Origin of the sequence: Chitinolyticbacter meiyuanensis (assembly GCF_008033135.1) — a bacterium.
GTDB lineage: Bacteria > Pseudomonadota > Gammaproteobacteria > Burkholderiales > Chitinibacteraceae > Chitinolyticbacter > Chitinolyticbacter meiyuanensis.
In genome coordinates this window covers 3,748,229-3,773,143 of record NZ_CP041335.1, presented here as the reverse complement: position 1 = coordinate 3,773,143, position 24,915 = coordinate 3,748,229, and the positions used below count along the sequence as shown (strand labels likewise).

Annotated in this window: 20 protein-coding genes; 5 read left to right on the top strand and 15 right to left on the bottom strand. The window is 65.0% G+C overall.

The annotated features are described in order from the left end of the window. Positions 1 to 112 precede the first annotated feature (112 nt). Genes FLM21_RS18015 through FLM21_RS21565 form a run of 6 tightly spaced genes read right to left on the bottom strand, consistent with a single transcriptional unit; the run spans position 113 to position 4,186 of the window. On the bottom strand, positions 113 to 1,384 hold the full coding sequence (locus tag FLM21_RS18015) for an aspartate aminotransferase family protein (RefSeq protein WP_148716905.1): 1,272 nt from the start codon (positions 1,382 to 1,384) through the stop codon (positions 113 to 115). Positions 1,385 to 1,396: 12 nt separating this feature from the next. Next, positions 1,397 to 1,636 (bottom strand): cytoplasmic protein, encoded by a 240-nt coding sequence (locus FLM21_RS18010; RefSeq protein WP_148716904.1) that lies wholly within the window; start codon positions 1,634 to 1,636, stop codon positions 1,397 to 1,399. A gap of 2 nt (positions 1,637 to 1,638) precedes the next feature. Next, the gene (gene pdxK, locus FLM21_RS18005; protein ID WP_148716903.1) at positions 1,639 to 2,481 is read right to left on the bottom strand and encodes a pyridoxine/pyridoxal/pyridoxamine kinase; all 843 of its coding nucleotides are present in this window, start codon (positions 2,479 to 2,481) and stop codon (positions 1,639 to 1,641) included. Further along, on the bottom strand, positions 2,478 to 3,194 hold the full coding sequence (locus FLM21_RS18000; protein WP_148716902.1) for a glutamine amidotransferase: 717 nt from the start codon (positions 3,192 to 3,194) through the stop codon (positions 2,478 to 2,480). The genes pdxK and FLM21_RS18000 overlap by 4 nt, the downstream gene beginning before the upstream one ends. A 14-nt stretch (positions 3,195 to 3,208) precedes the next feature. Further along, a complete protein-coding gene (locus FLM21_RS17995) occupies positions 3,209 to 4,003 on the bottom strand; it encodes a YggS family pyridoxal phosphate-dependent enzyme (protein ID WP_148716901.1) in 795 nt (264 codons plus the stop codon). A gap of 60 nt (positions 4,004 to 4,063) precedes the next feature. Beyond that, entirely contained in the window at positions 4,064 to 4,186 is a 123-nt protein-coding gene (locus tag FLM21_RS21565; protein ID WP_281284956.1) for a hypothetical protein, read from the bottom strand. On the opposite strand from FLM21_RS21565, the gene FLM21_RS17990 reads away from it, so the two are divergent. Beyond that, positions 4,185 to 5,492 (top strand): aminotransferase class I/II-fold pyridoxal phosphate-dependent enzyme, encoded by a 1,308-nt coding sequence (locus tag FLM21_RS17990; RefSeq protein ID WP_148716900.1) that lies wholly within the window; start codon positions 4,185 to 4,187, stop codon positions 5,490 to 5,492. The two genes, FLM21_RS21565 and FLM21_RS17990, sit on opposite strands and share 2 nt — an antisense overlap. A gap of 26 nt (positions 5,493 to 5,518) precedes the next feature. On the opposite strand, the gene FLM21_RS17985 is transcribed toward FLM21_RS17990, so the two are convergent. Next, the gene (locus FLM21_RS17985; protein WP_148716899.1) at positions 5,519 to 5,998 is read right to left on the bottom strand and encodes a DUF1579 domain-containing protein; all 480 of its coding nucleotides are present in this window, start codon (positions 5,996 to 5,998) and stop codon (positions 5,519 to 5,521) included. 141 nt (positions 5,999 to 6,139) lie between these two features. After that, the gene (locus FLM21_RS17980) at positions 6,140 to 7,330 is read right to left on the bottom strand and encodes a carbohydrate-binding protein (RefSeq protein ID WP_187359976.1); all 1,191 of its coding nucleotides are present in this window, start codon (positions 7,328 to 7,330) and stop codon (positions 6,140 to 6,142) included. 375 nt (positions 7,331 to 7,705) lie between these two features. On the opposite strand from FLM21_RS17980, the gene fhuE reads away from it, so the two are divergent. The 4 genes from fhuE to FLM21_RS17960 all read left to right on the top strand — a co-directional run bounded on the left by fhuE (position 7,706) and on the right by FLM21_RS17960 (position 12,965). Then, positions 7,706 to 9,901 carry a ferric-rhodotorulic acid/ferric-coprogen receptor FhuE gene (fhuE, locus tag FLM21_RS17975; protein ID WP_148716897.1) on the top strand — a complete coding sequence of 732 codons (2,196 nt, stop codon included), beginning with the start codon at positions 7,706 to 7,708 and terminating at the stop codon, positions 9,899 to 9,901. 6 nt (positions 9,902 to 9,907) lie between these two features. Next, positions 9,908 to 11,047, top strand: coding sequence for a PepSY-associated TM helix domain-containing protein (locus tag FLM21_RS17970; protein ID WP_148716896.1), 1,140 nt, complete (start codon positions 9,908 to 9,910; stop codon positions 11,045 to 11,047). After that, the gene (locus FLM21_RS17965; RefSeq protein ID WP_148716895.1) at positions 11,044 to 11,247 is read left to right on the top strand and encodes a hypothetical protein; all 204 of its coding nucleotides are present in this window, start codon (positions 11,044 to 11,046) and stop codon (positions 11,245 to 11,247) included. Before FLM21_RS17970 ends, FLM21_RS17965 begins: the two co-directional genes overlap by 4 nt. Positions 11,248 to 11,474: 227 nt before the next feature. Beyond that, positions 11,475 to 12,965: a hypothetical protein gene (locus FLM21_RS17960; protein WP_148716894.1), complete on the top strand. Its 1,491-nt coding sequence runs from the start codon at positions 11,475 to 11,477 to the stop codon at positions 12,963 to 12,965. A 63-nt stretch (positions 12,966 to 13,028) separates the two neighbouring features. Here FLM21_RS17960 and uvrB read toward each other — a convergent pair whose 3' ends face one another. From uvrB to glgX, 7 genes are all read right to left on the bottom strand, one after another. After that, a complete protein-coding gene (uvrB, locus tag FLM21_RS17955) occupies positions 13,029 to 15,047 on the bottom strand; it encodes an excinuclease ABC subunit UvrB (protein WP_148716893.1) in 2,019 nt (672 codons plus the stop codon). Positions 15,048 to 15,054: 7 nt separating this feature from the next. Next, a complete protein-coding gene (locus FLM21_RS17950; RefSeq protein WP_187359975.1) occupies positions 15,055 to 15,558 on the bottom strand; it encodes a MarR family winged helix-turn-helix transcriptional regulator in 504 nt (167 codons plus the stop codon). Between the two features lie 223 nt (positions 15,559 to 15,781). After that, positions 15,782 to 18,232: a glycogen/starch/alpha-glucan family phosphorylase gene (gene glgP / locus FLM21_RS17945; RefSeq protein ID WP_148716891.1), complete on the bottom strand. Its 2,451-nt coding sequence runs from the start codon at positions 18,230 to 18,232 to the stop codon at positions 15,782 to 15,784. 35 nt (positions 18,233 to 18,267) lie between these two features. Then, positions 18,268 to 19,701, bottom strand: a complete 1,434-nt coding sequence (gene glgA, locus FLM21_RS17940; protein ID WP_148716890.1) for a glycogen synthase GlgA — start codon at positions 19,699 to 19,701, stop codon at positions 18,268 to 18,270. A 131-nt stretch (positions 19,702 to 19,832) separates the two neighbouring features. After that, positions 19,833 to 21,107, bottom strand: a complete 1,275-nt coding sequence (gene glgC, locus FLM21_RS17935; RefSeq protein WP_148716889.1) for a glucose-1-phosphate adenylyltransferase — start codon at positions 21,105 to 21,107, stop codon at positions 19,833 to 19,835. Between the two features lie 91 nt (positions 21,108 to 21,198). Next, positions 21,199 to 22,839, bottom strand: a complete 1,641-nt coding sequence (locus FLM21_RS17930; RefSeq protein WP_187359974.1) for an alpha-D-glucose phosphate-specific phosphoglucomutase — start codon at positions 22,837 to 22,839, stop codon at positions 21,199 to 21,201. Continuing rightward, positions 22,836 to 24,905 (bottom strand): glycogen debranching protein GlgX, encoded by a 2,070-nt coding sequence (gene glgX / locus FLM21_RS17925; RefSeq protein WP_148716887.1) that lies wholly within the window; start codon positions 24,903 to 24,905, stop codon positions 22,836 to 22,838. Before glgX ends, FLM21_RS17930 begins: the two co-directional genes overlap by 4 nt. Positions 24,906 to 24,915: the final 10 nt, after the last annotated feature.

Below are 24,915 nucleotides of genomic sequence, written 5' to 3'. Positions count from 1 at the left end.
GGGCGGTCGAAGGAAGGGCTGTCTGCTGTGGGCGATTGTAGGCCGACGTGGGCGGAAAGCCAGGCTGAAAACCGCGTCGATACTAGTCTGCGCCGACGTTGCATTGCAAATATCATGCAAGGTGGCTGTTGTTTTGCTGGCTTTGGGTGAAAGCGTTGCAGAGCAACGCATGATCTTTCGCCTTGTCGTCGCCGGCGGTGGCACGGGATTCGTAGTGCTTCACCGCCCGTATCAACCTGTCCGCCATCTCGTCGAGTTCCGCATCCGAACAGATCAGCGCGGGCAGCAGGCGGATGGTCTGCTCCCGGGTCACGTTGATGATGAGCGCTTCGTCATGCAGCGCCTGCGTGGCCAGCGGTTTGCATGGCGCGTTCAATTCGATGCCGATCATCAGGCCTAGTCCACGGATATCGCGGACTGAATTGCAGTGTGCGAGCCCAGTACGCAGGCGCGAGAGCAGGTGCTGACCTTGTGCGGCGGCCCGCTCGGGCGGGGCTTCCTCTGCCAGCAGTTCGAGCACCCGGCTGCCGACGCGGCAGACCAGCGGATTGCCACCGAAGGTCGAGCCGTGGCTGCCCGGCGTGAACAGGGTCGCTGCAGGACCGCGCGCCAGGCAGGCGCCGATCGGCAGACCGTTGCCGAGCGCCTTGGCCACGGTGATGACATCCGGCGTGATTCCCGCGTGCTGGTGGCCGAACCAGCGGCCGGTGCGGCCGAGGCCGGTCTGGATTTCGTCCAGCATCAGCAACCAACCGTGCTGGTTGCACAGCTGGCGCAACTGCTGCAAGTAGGCCGGGCTGGCGATATGGACGCCGGCTTCACCTTGTACTGGTTCGATCAGCACGGCGGCGATCTCGGGGTTCGACTCCAGGTTGGTCAGTGCTGCTTCATCGTTGAACGGCACGCGGATGAAGCCCGGCAGCAGCGGCGCGTAGCCCTGCTGGATGGCCGGGTTGCCGCTTGCCGCCAGCGTGGCGAGTGTGCGGCCGTGGAAGGCGTTGTCCATCACCACCACGTGTGGCTGGGCAATGCCGCGCCGCTGTCCATGCAGGCGGGCGAGTTTGAGCGCGGTTTCGTTCGCTTCGGCCCCCGAGTTGCAGAAGAAGGCACGCTCCATCCCGGCGAGCGCACACAGTTGTTCACCAAGGCGGGCTTGCCACGGAATGCCGAACTGGTTGGAGGTGTGTAGCAGTAGCCCGGCTTGCTCGGTGATCACCCGGCTGATTTCGGGATGGGCGTGGCCCAGATTGGTGACGGCAACGCCGGCAATGGCGTCGAGGTAGGCCCGGCCTTGCTCGTCCCAGAGCCATGCACCGGCGCCACGGGTGAACGCCACCGGTTGGCGGGCATAGGAAGGCATCAGGTACGGGCTGGTGGTCGACATCAAGCACTCCGGTCAGGCAGGTTGCGGGACGGGTTGGAATTCCGTGGTGATGCCGAGCAGGCGCAGGCCATCCGGCCCGCTTTCCAGGATACGGCGCTCGCCACTGGCCACTTGAAGCTGGCACTGAAATCCAGCGGTAGCGGGGAGCTGCCGGGTGAGGGCATCCACTGCAGCTTGGGCATCGCGCGCCTCGGTTTCGAAAAAGCCCAGCAACGCCTCGTGTTGCCAGATCACGAGCCGGTACTTGTCCATGGTCAGCGCCTTGCGGGAAGCAGATCGAGTTCATTCCAGCCGCCGGCGTGGCTGTGCGCCAATACCGCCGCCACATGTGCGCCGGCCTGGCGTACTGCCTCCGCCAGTGGAACGTCGGCCAGCAACAAGCCGGTCAGCGTGGCGGCGAACAGGTCGCCGGTGCCGGAGAAGGCGACTGGCAGCCGGGGCTGCCGGATCCGTTCTACCTGATCGCCTTGCACCACGGCCATCGTCACCTGCTCGGGCTCCAGTTCGGGTGGCAACGCCGAGGTGACGACGATCCAGCCCCGTGCACGCGGCAGCAGTGTTTGGGCGGCGGCGATCACGTCATCGAGCCGATCGGGCTGGCAACCGGTCAGTGCGCCGAGTTCGAAGCCGTTCGGGGTCAGCCCGTCGGCCAGTGGCAAGAGTTGAGTGCGGTAGGCCGGCACCAGTGCCGGTGCCACGTAGAGCCCGCAATGGCTGTCACCGAGCACCGGATCGAGATGGATGCGGATGGCGGGCCAGCGTTCGCGAACGTGACGCAGCCATTGCGCCAGCACTGCTGCCTGCTCGGCATTGCCGAGGTAGCCGATCTGGATCGCGCGGGCATGGCGCAGCACGTCACGTGTTTCCAGCTCGGCGAGATAACCCTCGAACCATGGCAGCGGCACGGCGCCGCCGGCCAGCGTCGGATAATGCGGCGTGTTGCTGAGCAGCACCGTGGGTACGGCGGCAACCCGCAAGCCCAGCTGTTGCAGCGCCGGCACGGCAATGCTGTTGCCCACGCTGCCATACACGACTTGCGACTGGATGGAGATCACGTCGATCGGCAAGGGGCCCGGCGTGGTATCGGCCGGCATCATGGTCTTGCTCCTTGCGGGGCCACCAACTGATCCAGCCAGCTGTTTATGGTTTGCGCCGCTGCAGCCGCGAGGGCCGGGCCATGTGTTGCCGCAGCCGCCCTGAGTTGGCGTGGGTCGATCGTCGCCTCGGCCAGTTCGCCGGCGTGGCCGACCAGCCATCGTTCGATCCGCGCCGGATCGGGTTCCAGGTGAAATTGCAGGCCCAGCACATTGGTGCCATGGGCGTAGGCCTGGTTCGGGCAGATCGCAGTGCCGGCCAGGTGCTGGGCACCGGGCGGGATGTCGAACTGGTCGCCATGCCAGTGCAATACCGGCTGCCCGGCGAGCGCTGCCAGCGGCGATTGCAGGCCGTCGGTACTCAGCGTCAGCGGCGCGTAGCCGATCTCCTTCACGCCCATGGGCTGTACGCGGGCGCCCAGTACCCGGGCGATCAGTTGCGCCCCCAAGCAAATGCCCAGCAGCGGAAGGCCACTGGCGAGCCGTTGCTGGATCAGTGCGAGCTCCTCTAGCAGGAAGGGGTAGGGTGCATCGTCGTAGGCGCCAATCGGCCCGCCCAGCACTACCAGCAGGTCTGCAGCATTGACGTCGACGGCGCCCAATGCCGCGATGGGGGTATCCACATAGTCGATGCGGTAGCCGCGCTGGCTGAACACGGCTTCCAGCGTGCCGAGATCTTCGAAGTGGAGGTGGCGCAGGGCGAGCAGTGTTTTCATGGCGATGGACCGGGTCAGTTGGAATGGGGGGCCGGCTGATCCGGCCAGTAATGCTGGTGTGGCAGGGCACGGGCGCCGAACAGCGCCTGGCCGACGCGAACCTGGGTGGCGCCCTCCTCAATGGCCAGCTCGAAATCGCCGGACATGCCCATCGACAGCGTATCGAGCCGGATCGTGGCGGGCTGGTGTGGCCGCAGCGTGGCGCGCAATTGGCGCAGCAGCGAAAAGCAGCCACGGACCTGCTGCGGGTTTGGCGACTGCACGGCCAGCGTCATCAAGCCGCCCACCCGTAGCCGATCGAAACGCGGTAGCGTCGCGAGAAAATCCGCCAGCTGGTCTGGGGCGAGGCCGTATTTGCTGGGCTCGCCCGAGGTGTTCACCTGCACCAGCACATCGAGCTGGCGATCCAGCATGGCCAGGCGTTGTTGCAGCACCTCGGCCAGCCGCAGGCTATCGAGTGCATGAAAGGCACTGGCGTGTTGGGCCACCAGCTTGGCCTTGTTGGTTTGCAGGTGACCGATCGCGATCCAGCGCAGATCCGCCAGCTCGGTCAGTCGCTGCTGCTTGGCCGCGAGTTCCTGGGCCTTGTTCTCGCCCAGGCAGCGACAACCGGCGGCGTATGCCCAGCGCAGCCGTTCGTGATCGATCGTCTTGGAAACGGGCAGCAACTGCACCTCGGCCGGATCGCGCCCCACCCGGGCACAGGCCGCGTCGATGCGCGCTTGTACGGCTGCGAAGTTGGCCAGCAGCGCTGCCGGTGTCTGCGCCTGGGAATAGTTTGGGCCCGGGTTGGGTGAGGTATCTTTCATTTTGAACTAATACAAAAATATGTATGTATTGGTTCATTAAACAATCGCAACGTCATTGCGTCAAGCGGCGACGATGTGCTGCGGGATGCGCGCCACCCGCGACTCGGCGATACTGGCAGCCCCTGGCAGTGGAGCGGATTCGTTGCCAGGGGCATCCTGTTTGCCACGAAATGGTTTTTGCATGAGTACATACGAGGTTGAGGGCGGCACTGCGATGGAGATCGCGGCGTCGATCGAGCGCCTGATCCGTTTCGGCCAATGGCGGCCGGGCCAGCAATTGCCGGCGTTGCGCGCGCTGGCTGGGCAGCTTGGTGTCAATCCGAACACGGTGGCGGCGGCGTACAAACTGCTGCGCGACGCCGGCACGGTGCAGACGGATGGGCGCCGCGGCACGCGGGTGGCCGATGTCGCCGATGCGTTTGCCGCCCAGTCCACGCTGGCGGCCGGCTTGCGCGACCTGGCCTCGGGCAACGTCGACGAAGCATTGCTGCCGCGGTTGTTGCCCGAATGGTTTGCCGAGCGCCCGCATATCTCCGGTTACGACGCGCGCAGTGACCATGCGCCCTTGCTGGCGCTGGCGGCAGAGCAACTGTTCCGGCCTGCCGGTGCGGATGGCGAGATCGTACTGTTCTCCGGCGTGCTCGATGCCGTGGAGCGCGCGCTGATGCAGCGCTGCCGGCCCGGCTCGGCGGTGCTGGTCGAGGATCCGTGTTGGCCTCCGTTGCTGGCCTTGCTGGCCAATCTGCGCCTCAAGCCGGTGCCGTTGCGGCTGGATTCGGCGGGGGTGGTGCCGCCATCGCAGGACGAGTTGCAACAGGCTGCCGCAGTGGTGCTGACTGCGCGGGCGCAGAATCCCACCGGGGTGGGCATTACGCGCGAGCGCTGGCAGGCGTGGCAGTTTGCACTGGCGCGGGCGGCGGATTGTCTTTTGGTGATCGACGATCACTGGGGGCCGCTCAGTGCGGAGCCGCCGCCGCCGCTTGCCGCATTCAGCAGCGAATGGATCTACGTGCACTCGGTCAGCAAGTTCCTCGGGCCGGACCTGCGCGTGGCGTTTGCCGCCGGCAATGGCCCGGTGTTGCGGGCGATGCAGCGCCGACATGCGCTGGGCCCCCGCTGGGTCAGCACGGTGCTGCAGCGTATCGTGGCGCTGGCGTGGCAGCAGATGCTGGATGAAGGCGCCATCACCCGGGTGGGGCAGCGGTACCAGGCGCGGCGCGAGGCCTTGCGGCAGGCGCTGATGGGGCAGGGCGTCGCGTTGGCCGGTGGCGGCGAGGGCCTGCATCTGTGGTTGCCAGTCCACAATGAAACGGCCGTGGTGCAGGTGCTGGCCTCGCGCGGCTGGGCGATCCAGGCGGGCAAGCCGTTCCGCCTGTTGAGCGCGCCGGCGGTGCGTATCTGCAGCGGGACGGTCGAGGGCGAGGAGGTTGATTGGCTGGCAGCGGACATCGCCGCAGCGTTACGCCCGGCAACACACGCCATCTACTAGGCGCAGCGTGGCCGGGCCTGCGGTGATCAGCGCCGGGTGTAGCGCGACTCCATGAAGCGCGTCCAGCTGCCGTCCGGGTTTTCGATCTCGGAATAGAGCAGCCGCTCGCTGTCGCTGAGGAGCTCGATCACGTCGTGGTAGTGCCGGGTTTGGCCAGGGTGCTCGAAATCAGGGCCGGTGGCGGACAGCGTCAGCACGGTGCCGGCGTCGTTGAGCTCACCGTCGTAGACCCACAGGTGCGTCATCATCGAGCCGACCCAACTGCCGACGAAGCGGTTGGTCTCCGGGTTGTAGCCCAGCGTCATCAGCATGGTGCCCGGCGTGCCATCCGGCATCTTGCCTTCGCCTTCGAGCAACACCCATAACTCGCCGAGTCCGCGCACCGACTCGCTGCCTTCGCCCTTGTACGGCGGCTGGTCGGGGCCCATGTCGGCTTCGGAAACGTAGGTCCATTCACCGAGCAGCTTTTGCAGCCAGCGGTGTTGTTGCGCGGGATCGGTCTTCATTGCAGCTCCTTGAATTGGGGGAGGGGCGGGTGCCAGCCAGCATAGACAGCGATATCGCCAGCATGGCGTCAGCCAGCCGAATGGCCGGCCGATGCCATGGGATGGACGGTAGGGCAGACAGCCGGCCTGCCCCGAGCGCCATCAGCGCGCGTAGCTGTCGAGCAGGCCGGCGGCGGTGGCCGCTAGCGGTGCCGATTCATGCGTTTCGCCGGCCAGCGTGGCTTCGCCGACGGCGACCTGCTTGCTGCGCAACAGCGCGGCAAAGGTGTCGGCATCCTGGCGGAAGTCCGATGGCTCCTCGCTGCCCACGCTGACGAATACGCGCTGGACCTTGGCGTACTGGCCCGTCGTGCTGAGCTGGGCCTCTGTGACGATCTTGTGCTCGTCGTACCACAGCGACGGGCTGTTCAGCAGGTAGCGACTGAAGGTGGGAGTGTCATGTACCAGTGCATAGCTGCCGAACAGCGCGCTGAACGATGTGCCATGGATGCCGCGCTTGGCCGGATCGGTGAGGTAGCGCGTTTCAATGCGCGGCATCAGCTGCTGCTTGAGGAAGGAGAGGAACTGCGGCGCACGGCCGGTGATCTGGACCTCCGGCGCACCCTGCAGCCCGAAGTCGGTGCGGAAGTAGCCGTCTTCGCTGGCCGTGTACGTCGGCGTGAAGTCACGCCCGCGCCGCGCCCAGCAGCTGAATTCATCCTGCGCGCAGCCAACGCCCACGACGATGAATGATTGCAGCTGTCCGGCTTCCTGCAGCGGCTGGTATTGCATCAGGAAGGCATCCCGCAGGGCGAACCAGTCGAGCACGTACAGCACGGGGTAGCTTGTTCCCGGCTGGAAACCAGCGGGCAGGATCACCTCGATCGCGTAATCATTGCCGAGCGTGGCATTGTCGAACTGCAGCACCGGCACCTGCGGCGCGTTCAGCGTGAACGTGTATTGCTGCACATAGTTGCAGGGCCCCAGATCACGCCACACCTCGCGGCTGCCCGCCGCTTGCGGATCGTTGCCGCGTGTCCACCAGTTGGCAAGGTAGTTGCGGCCCAGGCGGCTCGCCACGGCGCGCCCGGCGTAGGCGGTCTCGTTGCGCCAGACATCGCCGCAGGCCAGCGGCGGCTGGTTTGGGTCCAGCACCAGCCAGGGCTGGCCGCCACCAATCGGGCCGCTATGGGTCTGCGGGGCCTGGCCTTGCGTCCACCACTGCGCGCGGTAGTCGATGCCGGCCACGGTGACGGGATCTCCCGCCTGGTAGACCTGTCCGGCCTGCCATGCCGGTGCCGCAAAAGCCGCGCTGCTGGCCAGTGCCAATGCGATTGCTGTTGTTGCTTTCATTGTTGTCTCCATCCTTCTATCGCGCATATTGCGCGTGCTCATCATGCCGAAGGCATGCGTGGAGGATGAGGGCATCGGTCGGCGATGGCTGGAGGGCACAGGGCAGGGCAGGCAAATAAAGCTTACTTTGCCGTTTCTGATTCAGTGCTTTCCTGGTTTTCGTATTTTCGCCAAACCGTTTTCGAGGGATTTACAGGCTGATTTGTCTGCAATATGCGCGAAATTGACGCGATTTGACATCAATCAACGAATCGAAATGTTGTAAGCAAAATTCTTTAACTGCAAATGAGATATGTTATCATTATCGTATAAGGGCACGTTTCAGGGAGCGTGCCTCACCCGATCGACTCACTCTTCAAGAAGTGCACTTCGCCCATGCCGCTCAAAACCTCGACACATAATCGATTCCAGATCAAAACCCTCACGCTGATGATCGGGTTGGCCTTGCCGGCCTTCTCGCAGGCGGCAGAGCCGGAAAAAGAGGTCGTGCTGCCGACCGTCACCGTCACCGCGGGCAGTGAAGGGCTGGGTGAAAGCACCGAAGGTACGCAGTCGTACACCACGGGCAAGGTCAAGACCTCGACGCCGCTCAGCCTGTCGCTGCGCGAAACGCCGCAATCGGTGTCGGTGGTGACCAGCCAGCGCATCGAAGACCAGAACCTGCAAACCATCACCGATGCGCTGAACAATGTGACCGGCGTGTCGGTGAACCAGTACGAAACCGATCGCGGCCAGTTCACCGCGCGCGGCTTCGATATCAACTCGCTGATGATCGACGGCGTGCCGACCACCTGGGATCAGCCGTGGAGCTCCGGCGAAATCCTGAGCAGCCTCGCGATCTACGACCGGGTGGAAGTGGTGCGTGGCGCCACTGGCTTGACTGCGGGTGCTGGCGAGCCCTCGGCTGCCGTGAACCTGGTGCGCAAGCGTGCCACCGCCAAGGAGCTGACCGGCAGCGCTGCGCTGGAATTCGGCAGCTGGAACAAGCTACGCGGTACCGTCGACGTGGCCACGCCGCTGAACGAAGCCAAGACCGTGCGTGGTCGCGTGGTCGGTGAATACAAGCGCAGCGACAGCTACCTCGATCTGCGCGAGGAAGAAACCAGCACGTTGTTTGCCACGGTGGAGGTCGACCTGACCGACAATACCCTGCTGACTGCCGGCTACAGCCGCCAGGAAAACGACCCAAGCGGCTCCATGTGGGGCGGCCTGCCGGTGTTCTACGCCGATGGTGGCCGTACGGATTGGGATCGGTCCAAGTCCACTTCGGCCGACTGGGTGCGCTGGAATTCGGTGTACCAAAACGCTTATGCCGCACTTGAGCACCGCTTTGCCAATGAGTGGACCATCAAGGCGACCTACAGCCACGGCGATCGCGAGGCCGATTCCTATCTGCTTTATCTATCCGGGGCGCCGGATCGCAACACCGGCCTTGGCATGTCCACTTTCCCCGGCTCCTACAACACCCGCACCAAGCAGGATGATTTTGGGGTGCAGGCCAATGGCCCGCTGCAACTGTTTGGCCGCAAGCACGAACTGGCCGTCGGCTACGTGAGCTCGCGCCAGCAGTTCGACGCCCAGAGCCGTGCCGGCACGCCGGGCTTCAGCGCGGGTACGGCGCCTGACTTCAACAACTGGGATGGTTCGTTCCCCGAGCCATCGTGGAGTCCGCTCGCCTACTACGGCGACAAGGAAATCCGCCAGGATGCGCTGTACGGTGCGATGCAACTGAATCTGGCCGACCCGCTCAAGGTGCTGCTGGGCCTGCGTGTGACCAACTACAAGCAATCGGGCGACGATGCGTTCACCAATCCGTACAGCATGGAGTTCGATCACGAGCTCACGCCGTACGCTGGCATCACCTATGACCTGAACCAGAACTATTCGGTCTACGCCAGCTACACCAACATCTTCCTGCCGCAGCAACTGCGCGACATCAACGGTAATTACCTCGATCCGGTCGAGGGCAATGCCACGGAAGCCGGCGTGAAGAGTTCCTTCTTCGAAGGCCGCCTCAATGCATCGCTCGCGGTGTTCCGCATCAAGCAGGACAACCTGGGCCAGAGCACCGGCCAGATCATCCCAGGCACGGTGCCGCCGGAAACCGCCTACCGTGCATCGTCGGGTGCCACCAGCAAGGGCTTCGAGTTCGAAGTGTCCGGCGAGGTGCTCAAGGATTGGAACGTCAGCGCTGGCTATTCGCAGTTCAAGCTGACCGATGCCAACGGCGAGGACATCAACACCATCTATCCGCGCAAGCTGCTGCGCCTGTTTACCAGCTATCGTCTGCCGGTACTGGGCAATGCATTGACCGTGGGCGGTGGCGTGAACTGGCAAGGCAAGACCTACACCAATGCCACCAACCCGCTGGGCGTGACCGAACGGATCGAGCAGGACGACTACGCGCTGGTCAACCTGATGGCGCGTTACGACATCACCCGTCAGCTATCGGCCCAGCTCAACATCAACAACGTGTTCGACGAGACCTACTACGGCATGTTCGACGCGTATAGCCAGATCACGTACGGCGCGCCGCGCAGCGTCAGCCTGAGCGCCAACTACAAGTTCTAATCGGCTATGCAAAACAAGACGATCAGGACGTGGTCCTGGGTACACAAGTGGAGCAGCCTCGTTTGTACCGTATTCATGCTGCTGCTTTGTATCACGGGGCTGCCCCTGATTTTCCACCACGAGATCGGGCATCTGCTCGGTACCGAGGTGGAAGCGCCGCGGATGCCGGCAGGTACGCCGCGCATCAGTCTGGATCGTGTGCTGGACATTGCCCGTGCCCAGCATCCGGACCGGGTGGTGCAGTTCGTCTCCCAGCCTGAGGACAGCCAGGATCTGTGGTTCGTCACCATGACGCCCACGCCGGCCCCCACCGACGATTTCCGCTCGGTGGCGGTCGATGCGCGCACCGGCGCGGTCCTGGCGCAGCCGCGCTTCGACGAAGGCTTCATGTGGGTGATGTTCAAGCTGCACGTGGATCTGTTTGCCGGCCTGCCTGGCAAGCTCTTCCTCGGGCTGATGGGCCTGCTGCTGCTGGTGGCCATCGTCAGCGGCACGGTGCTATATGCGCCCTTCATGCGCAAGCTCGATTTCGGCGCAGTGCGCCGCGATCGCCGCCCGCGCGTGAAATGGCTGGACCTGCACAACCTGCTCGGCGCCGTCACGCTGGTCTGGCTGTTCGTGGTCGGCGGCACCGGCATGATCAATACCTGGGCCGATCTGCTGATCAAGTACTGGCAGTACGACAAGCTCAGCGTGCTGCTGGCGCCTTATCAGGGGCGGGCGACGGTGCCCGTGGCCGAGCGCGCCTCGGTGCAACGCTCGCTGGATGTGGCGTTGAAGACGGAACCGGGCACACAACTGTCGTTTGTTGCGTTCCCGGGCACGGCGTTCTCCAGCCCGCATCACACCACATTCTTCCTGCGTGGCGACGAGCCGCTCACCTCGCGCTTGCTGCAGCCGGTGCTGGTGGATGCGCGCACCGCCGAGGTGACCGCATCGCCACGCCTGCCGTGGTATCTGACGGCGTTGCTGGTGTCGCAGCCGCTGCATTTCGGCGACTACGCCGGCATGCCGATGAAGATACTGTGGGCATTGCTGGATATCGCCTCCATCATCGTGCTGGGTAGTGGCCTCTATCTTTGGCTGCGCAAAGGGCGTGCCACCGAGCCGAAGAAGCAGGGCATGAAAATGGAAGTGGCAGCATGAAGAAAACGACGAATCGCACCGGCCTTGCCATCTGGGGCTGGCCCATGATCCTCGGCGTGCTGACCAGCGTCGGCCTCGTGGCCGGCCTGTTCAGCGATGGTGGTGCTGGCGATGTGGCCGCCGGAATTTGCCTCGCGCTTCCCGTGGTGGTTGGCATCTGGTTCGGCTGGTGCCGCCCGGGCCCCAAGTCATCGCGCTAGAACCCGCCCCGGCTGGCAGCTTGATGCCGGAGGCCGGTCTGCACCTCGTTTGTCTCTTCTCGGTCGGCAGGAAGATTTCCTGCCGACGTCCCACCCGTTTTCCTTTCACGCTTATTTGATTGCCGCTAATCGGGCATCGGATATTTTCGATGCCTTCGTCATGGCACACTTCAATATGAAAGCGCTTTCTTTTGCTGGCGCATATTCGAAAAGATGGAGAAGGCAACATGAAGCAGTGGAGCAAAAGTGGCTGCGTGGCCGGTATAGCCACAGCGATGTTGAGTGCATGTGGCGGCGGGGACGAGGCCGATGTGGCCATGCCCTCTGCAGCGCCCAACTTGGCGGCCGCAGCAGTGGCATGCCAGCCGGCATGGCACAGTGGCACCGTGTATTGGGGCGGTTCCGTGGCGAGTCAGGCGGGGCGCAATTACACGGCGGCCTACTGGACACAGGGCCAGAACCCGACGAGCAACAGCGGTGCCGCAGGCAGTGGTCAGCCCTGGATCATCGGTGCGGTGTGCGGTGGCAGTTCGCCAACGCCCACACCGGCCCCAACCCCCACGCCCCGGCCCACACCGGTGGCCACCCCGACGCCGGTACCGGCTGCCGGTGGGCGGGCGGCGGCCCTGCCCATCGGCATCGAGAACGTGAACGACTCGCCGCTGAAGGCGGCCAGCTACCGCACGCTGTTGCGCTTCGTGCCGACGGGCACCATCACTATCGATCGGTTCTACTTTGGCTTCAAGCTGCGTGGCGCCAGCTGCGACGAGCCCAATGTCGCGGGCTACGGCAAGGGGGATGGTGGTCTGCTGCGGGCCAACTTGGTGCAGATCAATCCGGCCACCGGCTTGCCGGGCGCGGTGATCGCCACCGAAACCGTCAATGCCTGCACCCGCCATAACGAGGCCAAGGCCGAGCTCGACGGCTCGACCCCGGTGCTGGCCTGGGTGAACACGCCGGCCACGCTGCAGGGCGGCACCATGTACGGCGTGGTGATCAGCAATGCGCACGCCGATCCGGCTGGCAACTTCTTCTCGTTCAACATGCCACTGGCCGACACCACCCTGGCGGGGCCACACGCCCGCAACGAACTGAACCCGAATGCGCAGGGCGCGCTGATGTCGCTCGATCCGCGCGAGCACGTGGCGTGGTCCTCCGACAACGGTAACAGCTGGAAGTATGGGTCGGAGAACGGCCAGTATCGCTCCTACATGAACGACCGGGATCTGGCGCATCCGGCCACGCGGCTGCCGCAATATGGCTTCCGCTTGAGCAATGGCACCCGGCTCGGCGGCCAGCCGTATTACGCCTACAGCGCCGATTGCGTCGGCTGCACCGTGACCTATGCCAATACCCGCTATGCGCGCACCTTTACCGAAGTAGGCGGCTTTACCGCTTCGGGCAGCAATGTGGGGGCGCTGACGCTGCGCAATATCAGCACTGGCGCGCAATCGAGCTGCACGCCAAGCCTGGGCTACGGTCTGCGCAAATGCACGCTGGCGGCACCGGTGACGGTGGCGGCTGGGCAGAGCTACACGGTGCAATCGAGTGGTAGTGTCGAGCTGATGAAGCTGGATTACTCGCAGCAGCTGCTATTCCCCACCGCGGGTACCGCCAATGGCGAGTTCCGCATGTATCAGGCCAACCTGGTGCCGGGAACCAAGGCCAAGGATGTGCCGAGCCTGTGGGCGGGGCCGACCTCGGCGTATTACAACTGACGTCGCCGTCATGGAGCAGGGCGGCCTGGTGGCCGCCCTGCTCACCAGTAACGCACGTAGCGGCTATTCGGCGCCGAACACCCGCTCGCGCAACTGCTTGAGTTCGTCGCGCAGCTTGGCGGCCTTCTCGAATTCCAGGTTCTTGGCGGCTTCCAGCATGTCCTTCTCGATGCGCTTGAGCTCCTTGGCCAGTTGTTTCTCGTCCAGCTCGTCGACCATGCGCAGCCGCTTGGCCTCCAGTCGCGCCGCGGCGGCGTCCTCCTCGTTGTAGACGCCGTCGATGATGTCCTTGATGCGCTTGGTAACGCTCTTGGGCGAAATACCGTGTTCGGTATTGAACGCCATCTGCTTGGCGCGGCGGCGCTCGGTTTCGCCGATGGCGCGCTTCATCGAATCGGTGACGGTGTCGGCATAGAGAATGGCGGTGCCGTTGAGGTTACGTGCGGCGCGGCCGATGGTCTGGATCAGGCTGCGCTCGCTGCGCAAAAAGCCTTCCTTGTCGGCATCAAGGATGGCCACCAGTGAGACCTCGGGGATGTCGAGGCCCTCACGCAGCAGGTTGATGCCGATCAGCACGTCGAACACGCCGAGGCGCAGGTCGCGGATGATCTCGACGCGCTCGACCGTTTCGATGTCCGAGTGCAGGTAGCGCACCTTCACGCCATGCTCGGCCAGATACTCGGTCAGTTGCTCGGACATGCGCTTGGTGAGCGTGGTGATCAGCACGCGCTCGCCCACGGCGACGCGCTTGTTGATCTCCGAGAGCACATCGTCGACCTGCGTTCCGACCGGCCGTACTTCAACCACCGGGTCGACCAGGCCGGTGGGGCGCACCACCTGCTCGACCACCTGGCCCTGGTGCTGTTCCTCGTAAGCGGCTGGTGTAGCCGAGACGAACACCGTTTGCGGCATCATCCGCTCGAATTCCTCGAAGCGCAGCGGGCGGTTGTCGAGTGCCGAGGGCAGGCGGAAGCCGTAGTCGACGAGGTTCTCCTTGCGCGCGCGGTCGCCTTTGTACATGGCGCCGATCTGGCCGATCATCACGTGGCTTTCGTCGAGGAACATCAGCGAATTGGCCGGCAGGTAGTCGATCAGCGTCGGCGGGGCTTCGCCCGGCGCCTTGCCGGAGAAATGCCGCGAGTAGTTCTCGATGCCCTTGCAAAAGCCCATTTCATTGAGCATTTCCAAATCGAACCGGGTGCGCTGTTCCAGCCGTTGCGCTTCGACCAGCTTCTGATCCTTGTGAAAGAACTCCAGCCGGGTACGCAGCTCGTCCTTGATCTTGTCCACAGCGCGCAGCACGGTATCGCGCGGCGTCACGTAGTGGCTGGACGGGAACACGGTGTAGCGGCCGACCCGGCTCTTCACGTGGCCGGTAAGCGGATCGAACAGGCTGAGCTTTTCCACCTCGTCGTCGAACAGGTCGATGCGCAGCGCCAGCTCGGCGTTTTCTGCCGGGAACACGTCGATCACGTCGCCACGCACACGGAAGGTGCCACGGCCGAAGTCCATCTCGTTGCGGTCGTACTGCATCGCCGAAAGTCGCTTGATGATGTCGCGCTGTGGATGTTTCTCGCCTTCCTTCAGGTGCAGGATCATCTGGTGGTAGTCGGAAGGATCGCCGATACCGTAGATCGCGCTCACCGTGGCGACGATGATGCAGTCCGGCCGCTCCAGCATCGCCTTGGTGGCGGAGAGCCGCATCTGCTCGATGTGCTCGTTGATCGACGAATCCTTCTCGATGAACAGGTCGCGACTGGGAACGTAGGCTTCGGGCTGGTAGTAGTCGTAGTAGCTGACGAAGTACTCGACCGCGTTCTCGGGGAAGAACTCACGGAACTCGGCATAGAGCTGTGCGGCCAGCGTCTTGTTCGGCGCCATCACGATGGCCGGGCGCCCGGTGCGGGCGATCACGTTGGCCATGGTGTAGGTCTTGCCCGAGCCGGTCACGCCCAGCAACGTCTGGTACTTCAGGCCGTCCTCCAGCCCTTCGACCAGCTGGCCGATGGCGGTGGGCTGATCGCCCGCCGGCGGAAAAGGCTGGAACAGCTTGTACGGGGAGTTGGGGAATTCGACGTACATGGCGGTCTCACTCGTCTTGGCCGGGCTGACCCAACAGGGTGGCCAGGGGGGTGTGGGCATCGTGTTCGGAAAGCCAGGGGCCGAGCCGCTGGCCGAGCGCGGAAAGCGCGGCATGCAGCATCTGCAGTTCAGGCTCGGGCATGGTGAGCAGTGTCTGTTGCAGCAAGCCGCGTGCCGGTCCGCTGCTGGCGGCTAGCGCTGCGTGCCCGGCCTCGGTCAGCTGCAGGCGGGTGACGCGGCGATCCACTGCCTGCTTGTTGCGCAGCACCAGGCCGCGCCGTACCAGCTTTTCCAGCTGGTTGCTGGCGGTGGACTGGTGGATGGCCAGCCGCTGCGCCACTTGGCCCAGCGTCAGCCCTGGCTCACTGGCGATCTCCTGCAGGAACCACAGCTGCGCGCCGGAGAGCCCGGTCTGCCGGTGCATGCGCTGGTATTGACCCTGCATGGCCGAAACGACGAGGCGGAATTGCTGCAGCACGGCGAGCGCCGTTTCAGGAGTGGCGGTGGGCATGACGGAACCTGGGAGCAAGCGACGATTGTAGGGCCAGCCGCCGGCAAAGACGAGGCCCGGCTGCGCCATGCCGCCTGCCGGGCAGCCCAAGAAAAAACGCGGCCAGGGGCCGCGTCAAACAGGGGTTGCTCCAAGACCGGTCCTTGGGGTTCCGGCACTTGCGCCCGATCAGGCTAACACGCAAATCAATTTGCGCAAATGTTTCTGTGGTCCGGGCCGGGTTTCACAGCTTCACCGGCGTCACGTTCCAGATCTCGTCGGCGTATTCGCGGATGGTGCGGTCGGCGGAGAATTTGCCCATGCCGGCGATGTTGAGGATGGCGCGACGGGCCCACTCCTCCTTGTGCCGGTAAAGCTCGTCCACCTGGTCCTGGGTATCGATGTAGCTGCGGTAGTCGGCGAGCAGCTGGTAGTGGTCGCCCCAGTTCACCAGCACATCGAAGATCAGCCGGTAGCGCTCGGGATCGCCGGGGCTGAAGTAGCCGGAGGCCAGCATGTTCAGCACCTCGTGCAGCTCCTCGTCCTCCTCGTAGTACTTGCGCGGGTTGTAGCCGTTGCGGCGCAGCGCTTCCACCTGGTCGGCGGTGTTGCCGAAGATGAAGATGTTGTCCTCGCCGACCTGTTCACGGATCTCGACATTGGCGCCGTCGAGCGTGCCGATGGTGAGCGCGCCGTTGAGGGCGAACTTCATGTTGCCGGTGCCCGATGCCTCGGTGCCGGCAGTGGAGATCTGCTCGGAAAGATCGGCTGCCGGGATGATGACCTCGGCCAGGCTCACCCCGTAGTTGGGGATGAACACCACCTTGAGCTTGTCGCCGATGCGCGGATCGTTGTTGATCTTCACGCCCACGTCGTTGATCAGCTTGATCACCAGCTTGGCCATGCGATAGGCGCTGGCGGCCTTGCCCGCGAAGATCACCACGCGCGGCACCCAGTCGCGATCCGGGTGCTTGAGGATGCGGTTGTAGCGGGTGATCACGTGCAGCACGTTCAAGAGCTGGCGCTTGTATTCGTGGATGCGCTTCACCTGCACGTCGAACAGCGCATGCGGATCGACCACGCCGCCGAGCTTGCGGGCGATCAGCTGGGCCAGGTGCTGCTTGTTGGCGAACTTGGCTTCCATCACCGCCTTGACGAAAGCGGGGTAGTCCAGGTGCTGCTTGAGTTCGGCCAGCTCGTCGAGGTTGCCGCGCCAGGTCTTGCCGACGTAGTGGTCGATCACGTCGGACAGCGCCGGGTTGGCCTGCGCCAGCCAGCGGCGCGGCGTGATGCCGTTGGTCTTGTTGGTGAAGCGCTCGGGGTAGAGCTTGGCGAAGTCGGCGAAGATCGACTGCACCATCAGATCGGAGTGCAGCGCGGAGACGCCGTTCACCTTGTGGCTGGCGACCACGGCGAGGTAGGCCATGCGCACGCGGCGCTCGCCGTGCTCGTCGATCAGCGAGACGCGGCGGATCAGCTCGGTGTCGTCACCCAGCTTGTCGCGCACCTCGTCGAGGAAGTTGTCGTTGATGTCGAAGATCAGCTGCAGGTGGCGCGGCAGCACGCGGCCCAGCATGTCGACCGGCCAGGTTTCCAGCGCTTCGCTCATCAGCGTGTGGTTGGTGTAGCTGAACACCTGGGTGGCGATCTTCCACGCGGCTTCGAACGTCATGTGGTGATCGTCGATCAGCACGCGCATCAGCTCGGGGATGGCCAGCACCGGGTGGGTGTCGTTCAGGTGGATAGCCACCTTGTCGGCGAGGTTGGCCACCGTGTTATAGGCGCGCACGTGGCGGCGCAGGATGTCCTGCAGGCTGGCGGAGACGAAGAAGTACTCCTGGCGCAGCCGCAATTCCTTGCCCGAGTAGGTGGAGTCGTCCGGATAGAGCACGCGCGACACGTTCTCGGACAGGTTCTTTTCCTCGACCGCGGCGAAGTAGTCGCCCTGGTTGAACTTGGTCAGGTTGATTTCGTTCGAGGCGCGCGCCGACCACAGCCGCAGCGTGTTGGTCGCCAGCGTGTCGTAGCCCGGGATGATGTGATCGTGGGCTTCGGCGAACACGTCGTGCGTCTCGACCCAGCGCATCCTCTTGTGGCCTTCCTCCTGCACCCGGCCGCCAAAGCGCACCAGGTACTGCACCTCGGGGCGCACGAACTCCCACGGGTAACCGTTGGCCAGCCAGTAGTCCGGCGTTTCTACCTGGTTGCCCTCGATGATGCGCTGCTTGAACATGCCGTAGTCGTAGCGGATGCCATAGCCGTATCCGGGCAGGCCCAGTGTGGCCATCGCGTCGAGGAAGCAGGCGGCCAGCCGGCCGAGGCCACCGTTGCCGAGGGCGGCATCGGGCTCGATCTCGTCGATCTCGTCATAGTCGACGCCGAGATCGTCCAGCGCATGGCGTACGTCCTCGTATAGGCCCATGGCCAGCAGCGCGTTGGTCAGCGCGCGGCCCATCAGGAATTCCATCGACAGGTAGTAGACGCGTTTCACGTCCTGCGAATACTGGGCGCGGGTGGTGCGCATCCAGCGTTCGACCAGCCGGTCGCGTGCGGCCAGCATGGTGGCGAACAGCCAGTCGCGCGGCTGCGCGGTGATCGGGTCCTTGCCGATGGCGAACACCAGCTTGTTGGCGATCGAGCGCTTGAGCGAGGCGACGTCGTTGCCGGGGGAGTCGTGCACGAAATCAATGGTCATGGTTCTCTCCGCATGTCTTGGATGGCGAGTCGGACTCAACGTCCGAGCAGATGGCGATACAGATCGATATAGGCGGCGGCCGAGGCCTGCCAGCCGAAGTCACGGCGCATGGCCTGGCGACGCACTGCTTTCCATTCCTTGCTGCGCGCCCATAACGCGAAGGCGCGGCGCGTGGCGGCGGCGATGCCGGCCACGGTGAAATCCTGGAACACGAAGCCGGTGGCGCTTTCGTCCGCAAGGTTCTCCAGCGCGCAGTCGATGACGGTGTCGGCAAGGCCACCGACGCGGCGCACCAGTGGCAGCGCACCGTATTTCAGGCCATAGAGCTGGGTGAGGCCGCAGGGCTCGAAACGGCTGGGCACCAGCACCACGTCGGCACCCGCCATCACCCGGTGCGAATGCGCCTCGTCGTAGCCGATATGGATGGCGACCTGGCCCGGATGCAGTTCGGCAGCGGTACGGAAGGCTGCTTCCAGCCCAGGGTCGCCGCTGCCCAGCAGCACGAACTGGCCACCGGCCGCCGCGATCTGCGGCAGGACCTGCAGCACCAGGTGCAGGCCTTTCTGCTCGGTGAGCCGGCTGACTACGGCGAACAGCGGTACCTCGTCGGTGACGGTGAGGCCCATGTCTGCCTGCAGCGCGGCCTTGCATTTGGCCTTGCCGGTGGGTTTCTCGGCGGTGAAGGCGGTGGCGATCAGCGCGTCGTGCGCCGGATCCCACACCGCTTCATCCACGCCGTTGAGGATACCCGTCAGGCTGGCACCGCGGCTTTGCAGCAGGCCCTGCAGGCCGCAACCCTGCTCCGGCGTGGTGATCTCGCGGGCATAGGTGGGCGACACCGTCGTCACGTGGTCGGCGTAGAACAGGCCGGCCTTCATGAACGACACATCGCCGTTGAATTCGATGCCGTTCACGTCGAAGAAGTGGCCGGGCAGAGCGAGCTCGGCGAACTCGCGCGGCCCGAAGATGCCTTGGTAGGCGAGGTTGTGCACGGTGAACACCGTCTTGGCCGGATGGCCACGCGCGGCGATATAGGCTGGGGTCAACCCGGCATGCCAGTCGTGGCCGTGCACCACCTCGGGTTGCCAGAAGCCATCGAGTCCGCTGGCGAGTTCGGCGGCGACCCAGGCGAGCAACGCGAAGCGGCGATGATTGTCGCCATAGGGTTGCTTGGCCGCGTCCTCGTAGGGATTGCCGGGCCGGTCATACAGCTCCGGCGCGTCGATCACGTAGATGCCGACTGCACCCAGCCGGCCAAACCACAGCCGCACCGGGCCGAACGGCGTATCAAGGTGGGTCACGTCGCCTTCCTCGGCGAGCCCCGCCTTGATCGCGGGAAAGCCCGGCACCAGCACGCGCACATCGATCCCCAGCTCGATCAGCTTGGGCGGTAGCGCCCCGGTGACGTCGGCGAGGCCGCCAGTCTTGAGGAGGGGAAACAGCTCGGAGCAGACGTGCAATACGCGCATGGCAGGGGGCTCGCTGGCGGTAGGGGCGTCAATCTTGGCGGGCTTTCGCGACATCCGTGTGTATTCCTTGAATTCGATCCTGGCGGTGGAGCACCTGATTGCAAGTCAGGAGCTCCACCGACCACGGGCGTTCACAGCTTGGCCAGCATGTCCTTGGTGACCAGCACCACGCCGTTGTCGGAGCGGTGGAAACGGCGCTTGTCTTCCTCGGCGTTCTCGCCGATCACGGTGCCGTCGGGCAACTGGCAGCCGCGGTCGATCACGCAGCGGCGTAGCCGGCAATTCCGGCCCACCGTCACCTCGGGCAGGATCACCGAGGAATCGATGGTGCAGAACGAGTGCACGCGCACACGCGAGAACAGTACCGAATTGATGACGAGCGAGCCGGAGACAATGCTGCCGCCGGACACCAGCGAGTTCAGCGTCATGCCGTGGCTGCCATTGTGATCCTGCACGAACTTGGCCGGCGGCAGTTGTTCCTGGTAGGTGCGGATCGGCCAGGTCTCATCGTAGACATCGAGCTCCGGCGTAACCGAGGCGAGGTCGAGGTTGGCGGCCCAATAGGCATCGACGGTGCCGACGTCGCGCCAGTATTCCTTGCCGTCCACATCGCTCTTCACGCACGACAGCGAGAACGGGTGCGCCAGCGCGCTGCCTTCGGTCACGGCCTTGGGGATGATGTTCTTGCCGAAATCGTGATCGGATTCCGGATCGGCCAGATCCTCGTCGAGCAACCGATACAGGTACTCGGCGTTGAACACGTAGACGCCCATTGACGCGAGCGCGGTATCGGGCTTGCCCGGCATGGCGGGCGGGTTGGCCGGCTTTTCGACGAAGGCGGTGATCTTGCGGGTTTCGTCCACGGCCATCACGCCGAAGGCGGTGGCTTCCTCGACCGGTACTTCGATGCAGGCCACGGTGCAGTTGGCCTGCTGCAGCACGTGATCGACCAGCATCCGGGCGTAATCCATCTTGTAGATGTGGTCCCCGGCCAGGATCACCACGTACTCGGGGCGGTAGCTGCGGATGATATCCATGTTCTGGTACACGGCGTCGGCGGTGCCGCGGTACCAGTGTTCCTCGTCCACGCGCTGCTGCGCAGGCAGCAGGTCGACGAACTCGTTCATGTCGGAACGCAGGAAGGCCCAGCCGCGCTGCAGGTGGCGCAATAGCGAGTGCGACTTGTACTGTGTGACCACGCCGATGCGGCGGATGCCCGAGTTCAGGCAATTGGACAGTGCGAAATCGATGATGCGGAACTTGCCGCCGAAGTACACGGCCGGCTTGGCCCTGTGGTCGGTCAATGCCTTCAGCCGCGAACCGCGCCCACCGGCCAGCACCAGCGCCACCGCCTTGTTGGGCAGTTGGCGCGCCAGCGTGGCCTTGTCGATCAGTTGGGTTTCCATGTTCCTCTCCTAGCTCCCTCGTCGAAGCGGCCGGCGGTGCTGTCGCCGCCGGTCCGTAGTCGGGCCTGCCCCTCGGGCAGGAGCCCGTGGTTCAGGTCACGACCGTCGGCTCGGTGAGCCCCGTGTGCTGGCCGATCCCGGCGAGCTCGTGTGCCGCCATGATCAGCGGCGCCAGTGCGGTCTGCGTCGGCTCGCCATGGCCGGCCGGGTCGGCGACGAAGCGCTCCAGATAGACGCGCAGCGTGGCGCCTTCGGTGCCGGTGCCCGAGAGGCGGAACACGATGCGCGAGCCGCCCTGGAACACGATGCGCACGCCTTGCTGGCGCGATACAGATCCATCGACCGGATCGGTGTAGGCGAAATCGTCGGCTTCGGCGATCACCAGGCCGTGGCTGCCCTGGCCCGCCAGCGTGGCGAGCTTGCCGCGCAGCGCGGTCATCAGCGCGTCGGCCTTCTCGGTGGCGATGCCTTCGAAATCGTGACGGCTGTAGTAGTGACGGCCGAAGCGGCTCCAGTGCTCTTGCACGATCTGTGCCACGCTCTTGCCGGTGGTGGCGAGCAGGTTGAGCCAGAACAGCACCGCCCACAGACCGTCCTTTTCGCGCACGTGGTCGGAGCCGGTGCCGTAGCTTTCCTCGCCGCACAGCGTGGCCATGCCGGCATCCAGCAGGTTGCCGAAGAATTTCCAACCGGTCGGTGTCTCGAACGCGGGAATGCCCAGCGCGCGCGCCACGGCGTCGACCGCGGTCGAGGTCGGCATCGAGCGGGCCACGCCCTTGAGCCCGGCGCGGTAGGCCGGCACCAGCGTGGCATTGGCGGCGAGGATGGCGAGGCTGTCGGAGGGCGAGATCAGCAACGGCTCGCCGGCCATGCCGCGGCCGACCACCATGTTGCGGTCGGCATCGCCATCGCTGGCTGCACCGAAATCGGGCGCGTCCGGTCCGCTCATGCGCGCAACCAGCTCAGTGGCATAAGCGGGATTCGGGTCTGGATGGCCCTGGCCGAAATCGGGCAGCGGCGTGCCGTTGATCACGGTGCCAGCGGGGGCGCCGAGCAGGCCTTCCAGGATGCGATGGGCGTACGGGCCGGAGACGGCGTGCATGCCGTCGAAGCACAGCGTGTGGCCGGCGGCGAACCAGGCGCGGATCGCGTCGAAATCGAACAACTGCTGCTGCAGCTCGGCATAGTCGGCCACCGGGTCGATCACCTCGATCCGGCAACTGCCGATCTCGCCGCTGCCCAGCGTATCGATGTCGTAATCGGCGGCTTCGGCAATGTGATAGCTGGTGATCGTCTGGCTCTTGGCGTAGATGGCCTCGGTGATTTTCTCCGGGGCCGGGCCGCCGTTGGCGATGTTGTACTTGATGCCGAAGTCGCCATCCGGGCCGCCCGGGTTGTGGCTGGCCGAGAGCACGATGCCGCCGAAGGTGCCGTACTTGCGGATCACGCAGCTGGCGGCCGGGGTGGAGAGGATGCCACCGGCACCCACCAGCACCTTGGCCGCACCGTTGGCGGCGGCCATCTTGATGATGGTCTGCACGGCCTCGCGGTTGTGGTAGCGGCCGTCGCCGCCCACCACCAGCGTCTGGCCGGCAATGCCGCCGAGTGCATCGAAGATGCTCTGCACGAAATTCTCGAGGTAGTGCGGCTGCTGGAACACCGTCACTTTCTTGCGCAGGCCCGAGGTGCCGGGCTTTTGCCCGGAGAAGGGCTGCGTCGCTACCGTGGTCATGGAGTTTCCTCTTTCAAGAACGGATTGGCGAAGAGGCCCGGCTCGCAGGCATCTTCGGTCAGGATGGTGAGACTGCGCGCCGCTACCCGGCATTCACCCTGGTAGAGCACGCTGTCGCGGTCTTCGGTGCTGGCCAGCTTCACGCGCCAGCAGCCGGCCGGCAGACGGAACGGCACCTGATTGGCCGAGGCATTGATCAGGATCAGGAAGAAGCCCGACAGCTGGATCATCAGCGCCCGCCCGGCGCTGTCTTCCCAGTCGTGCGACTTCAATGGCTCGCCCGAAGGGTTGCGCCATTCCACCGCATCGTGATCGCTCGCCGTGTCCTCCGGCCACCATTGCCCCGAGCGCAGCGCCGGGCAAGCGCGCCTCAGTGCAACGAGTTCACCGATGTAGTCCGCCAGCGGCGCCTTGCCGTTGCCCCAGTCCAGCCAGGTCAGGTCGTTGTCCTGGCAATAGGCATTGTTGTTGCCGCTCTGGCTGTGGCCCAGCTCGTCGCCGGCCAGCAGCATGGGGGTGCCCTGTGACAGCAGCAGCGTCGCCAGCAGTGCCTTGCGTGCCCGCAGCCGCACCAGCTGGATGTCGGCATCGTCGGTCGGTCCTTCCACGCCGCAGTTCCAGCTGAGGTTCTGATTGTGGCCGTCGCGGTTGTGCTCGCCGTTGGCAAGATTGTGCTTGCGGTTGTAGCTGACGAGATCGGCGAGGGTGAAGCCATCGTGCGCGGTGACGAAATTGACGCTGGCCCAGGGCCGGCGATCGCGCTGGTGGAACAGGTCGCTGGAGGCAGCGAAGCGGCGGGCGAACTGGCCGCGGCTCACGCCGTCGTGCAGCCAGAAGCGGCGCATGGTATCGCGGTACTGGTCGTTCCACTCGGCCCAGCCGGCCGGGAACTGACCGATCTGATAGCCGCCGGGGCCGATGTCCCACGGTTCGGCGATCAGCTTGAGCCGCGCCAGCTGCGGATCCTGCGCGATGGCGGCCAGCAGCGGGGCGATGGCCGAGTAGCGCGGTGTGCGGCCCAGCACCGGTGCCAGATCGAAGCGGAAGCCATCGACGCGGCATGCCACCGCCCAGTAGCGCAGGCTGTCCATCACCAGCTGGATTACCCGCGGCTGGGTGAGGTTGAGCGTATTGCCGCAGCCGGTCCAGTTCTCGAAGCCGCCGTCGCCGGCCAGCCAGTAGTAGCTGGCGTTGTCGAAGCCACGCAGCGACAGTGTGGGGCCTTCGGCGTCGAGCTCGGCACTGTGGTTGAACACCACGTCGAGGATGACCTCGATGCCGGCAGCGTGCAGTGCCTTCACCGCATCGCGAAATTCCGACAGCGGGGTGCTGCCCTCCTGGCCGGACCAGTAGCGCGGCTCCGGGGCGAAGAACGACAGCGTGTTGTAGCCCCAGTAGTTGGAGAGGTTCATCCGCTGCAGCCGCGGCTCGTCGGCGTGCGCATGCACCGGCAACAGTTCGAGCGCGGTGATGCCCAGCCGCTTGAAATGGGCGATCAGCGCCGGATGGGCCAGCGCGGCGTAGCTGCCGCGCAGCTCCGGCGGAATGGCCGGGTGACGCATGGTCAGGCCGCGCACATGCGCTTCGTAGAGCACCGTCTGTGACCACGGCGTGGCGGGCGCAGTGTCGTCGCCCCAGTCGTAGGCTTCGTGGACCACCTGCGCCTTGACTGCGAGTGGTCCGTTGTCAACCGGGTCGGGCTGACCCGGGTTGCCGAGGTCCATGCCCTCGAAATCCGGGTGGTCGCGATACTGGCCGACCAGCGCGCGGGCGTACGGGTCGAGCAGCAGTTTCTTCGGATTGTGGCGATGACCGTCGCGCGGTGCCCAGGGGCCGTGCACGCGGTAGCCGTAGACAAGGCCGGCGGTGGCATGCGGCAGCAGGCCGTGCCACACGCCATGCGTGCTTGCCGGCAGGTCCAGCCGCGCGATCTCCTCGTGGCCGTGCGCGTCGTACAGGCACAGCTCCACTCGGCTGGCGTAGCCGGCGTGGACGGCGAAGTTCACCCCATCCTTGGTCACGCTGGCGCCCAGCGGATAGGGCGAGCCGGTCCTGAGCCTAGTCATCGCGGCGTCC

Excerpts from the sequence above, each read along its gene's own strand:
- FLM21_RS18015 (WP_148716905.1), bottom strand. The coding sequence starts at position 1,384 with ATGTCGACCACCAGCCCGTACCTGATGCCTTCCTATGCCCGCCAACCG.
- FLM21_RS18010 (WP_148716904.1), bottom strand. The coding sequence starts at position 1,636 with ATGGACAAGTACCGGCTCGTGATCTGGCAACACGAGGCGTTGCTGGGC.
- pdxK (WP_148716903.1), bottom strand. The coding sequence starts at position 2,481 with ATGATGCCGGCCGATACCACGCCGGGCCCCTTGCCGATCGACGTGATC.
- FLM21_RS18000 (WP_148716902.1), bottom strand. The coding sequence starts at position 3,194 with ATGAAAACACTGCTCGCCCTGCGCCACCTCCACTTCGAAGATCTCGGC.
- FLM21_RS17995 (WP_148716901.1), bottom strand. The coding sequence starts at position 4,003 with ATGAAAGATACCTCACCCAACCCGGGCCCAAACTATTCCCAGGCGCAG.
- FLM21_RS17990 (WP_148716900.1), top strand. The coding sequence starts at position 4,185 with ATGAGTACATACGAGGTTGAGGGCGGCACTGCGATGGAGATCGCGGCG.
- FLM21_RS21565 (WP_281284956.1), bottom strand. The coding sequence starts at position 4,186 with ATGCAAAAACCATTTCGTGGCAAACAGGATGCCCCTGGCAACGAATCC.
- FLM21_RS17985 (WP_148716899.1), bottom strand. The coding sequence starts at position 5,998 with ATGAAGACCGATCCCGCGCAACAACACCGCTGGCTGCAAAAGCTGCTC.
- FLM21_RS17980 (WP_187359976.1), bottom strand. The coding sequence starts at position 7,330 with ATGAAAGCAACAACAGCAATCGCATTGGCACTGGCCAGCAGCGCGGCT.
- fhuE (WP_148716897.1), top strand. The coding sequence starts at position 7,706 with ATGCCGCTCAAAACCTCGACACATAATCGATTCCAGATCAAAACCCTC.
- FLM21_RS17970 (WP_148716896.1), top strand. The coding sequence starts at position 9,908 with ATGCAAAACAAGACGATCAGGACGTGGTCCTGGGTACACAAGTGGAGC.
- FLM21_RS17965 (WP_148716895.1), top strand. The coding sequence starts at position 11,044 with ATGAAGAAAACGACGAATCGCACCGGCCTTGCCATCTGGGGCTGGCCC.
- FLM21_RS17960 (WP_148716894.1), top strand. The coding sequence starts at position 11,475 with ATGAAGCAGTGGAGCAAAAGTGGCTGCGTGGCCGGTATAGCCACAGCG.
- uvrB (WP_148716893.1), bottom strand. The coding sequence starts at position 15,047 with ATGTACGTCGAATTCCCCAACTCCCCGTACAAGCTGTTCCAGCCTTTT.
- FLM21_RS17950 (WP_187359975.1), bottom strand. The coding sequence starts at position 15,558 with ATGCCCACCGCCACTCCTGAAACGGCGCTCGCCGTGCTGCAGCAATTC.
- glgP (WP_148716891.1), bottom strand. The coding sequence starts at position 18,232 with ATGACCATTGATTTCGTGCACGACTCCCCCGGCAACGACGTCGCCTCG.
- glgA (WP_148716890.1), bottom strand. The coding sequence starts at position 19,701 with ATGCGCGTATTGCACGTCTGCTCCGAGCTGTTTCCCCTCCTCAAGACT.
- glgC (WP_148716889.1), bottom strand. The coding sequence starts at position 21,107 with ATGGAAACCCAACTGATCGACAAGGCCACGCTGGCGCGCCAACTGCCC.
- FLM21_RS17930 (WP_187359974.1), bottom strand. The coding sequence starts at position 22,839 with ATGACCACGGTAGCGACGCAGCCCTTCTCCGGGCAAAAGCCCGGCACC.
- glgX (WP_148716887.1), bottom strand. The coding sequence starts at position 24,905 with ATGACTAGGCTCAGGACCGGCTCGCCCTATCCGCTGGGCGCCAGCGTG.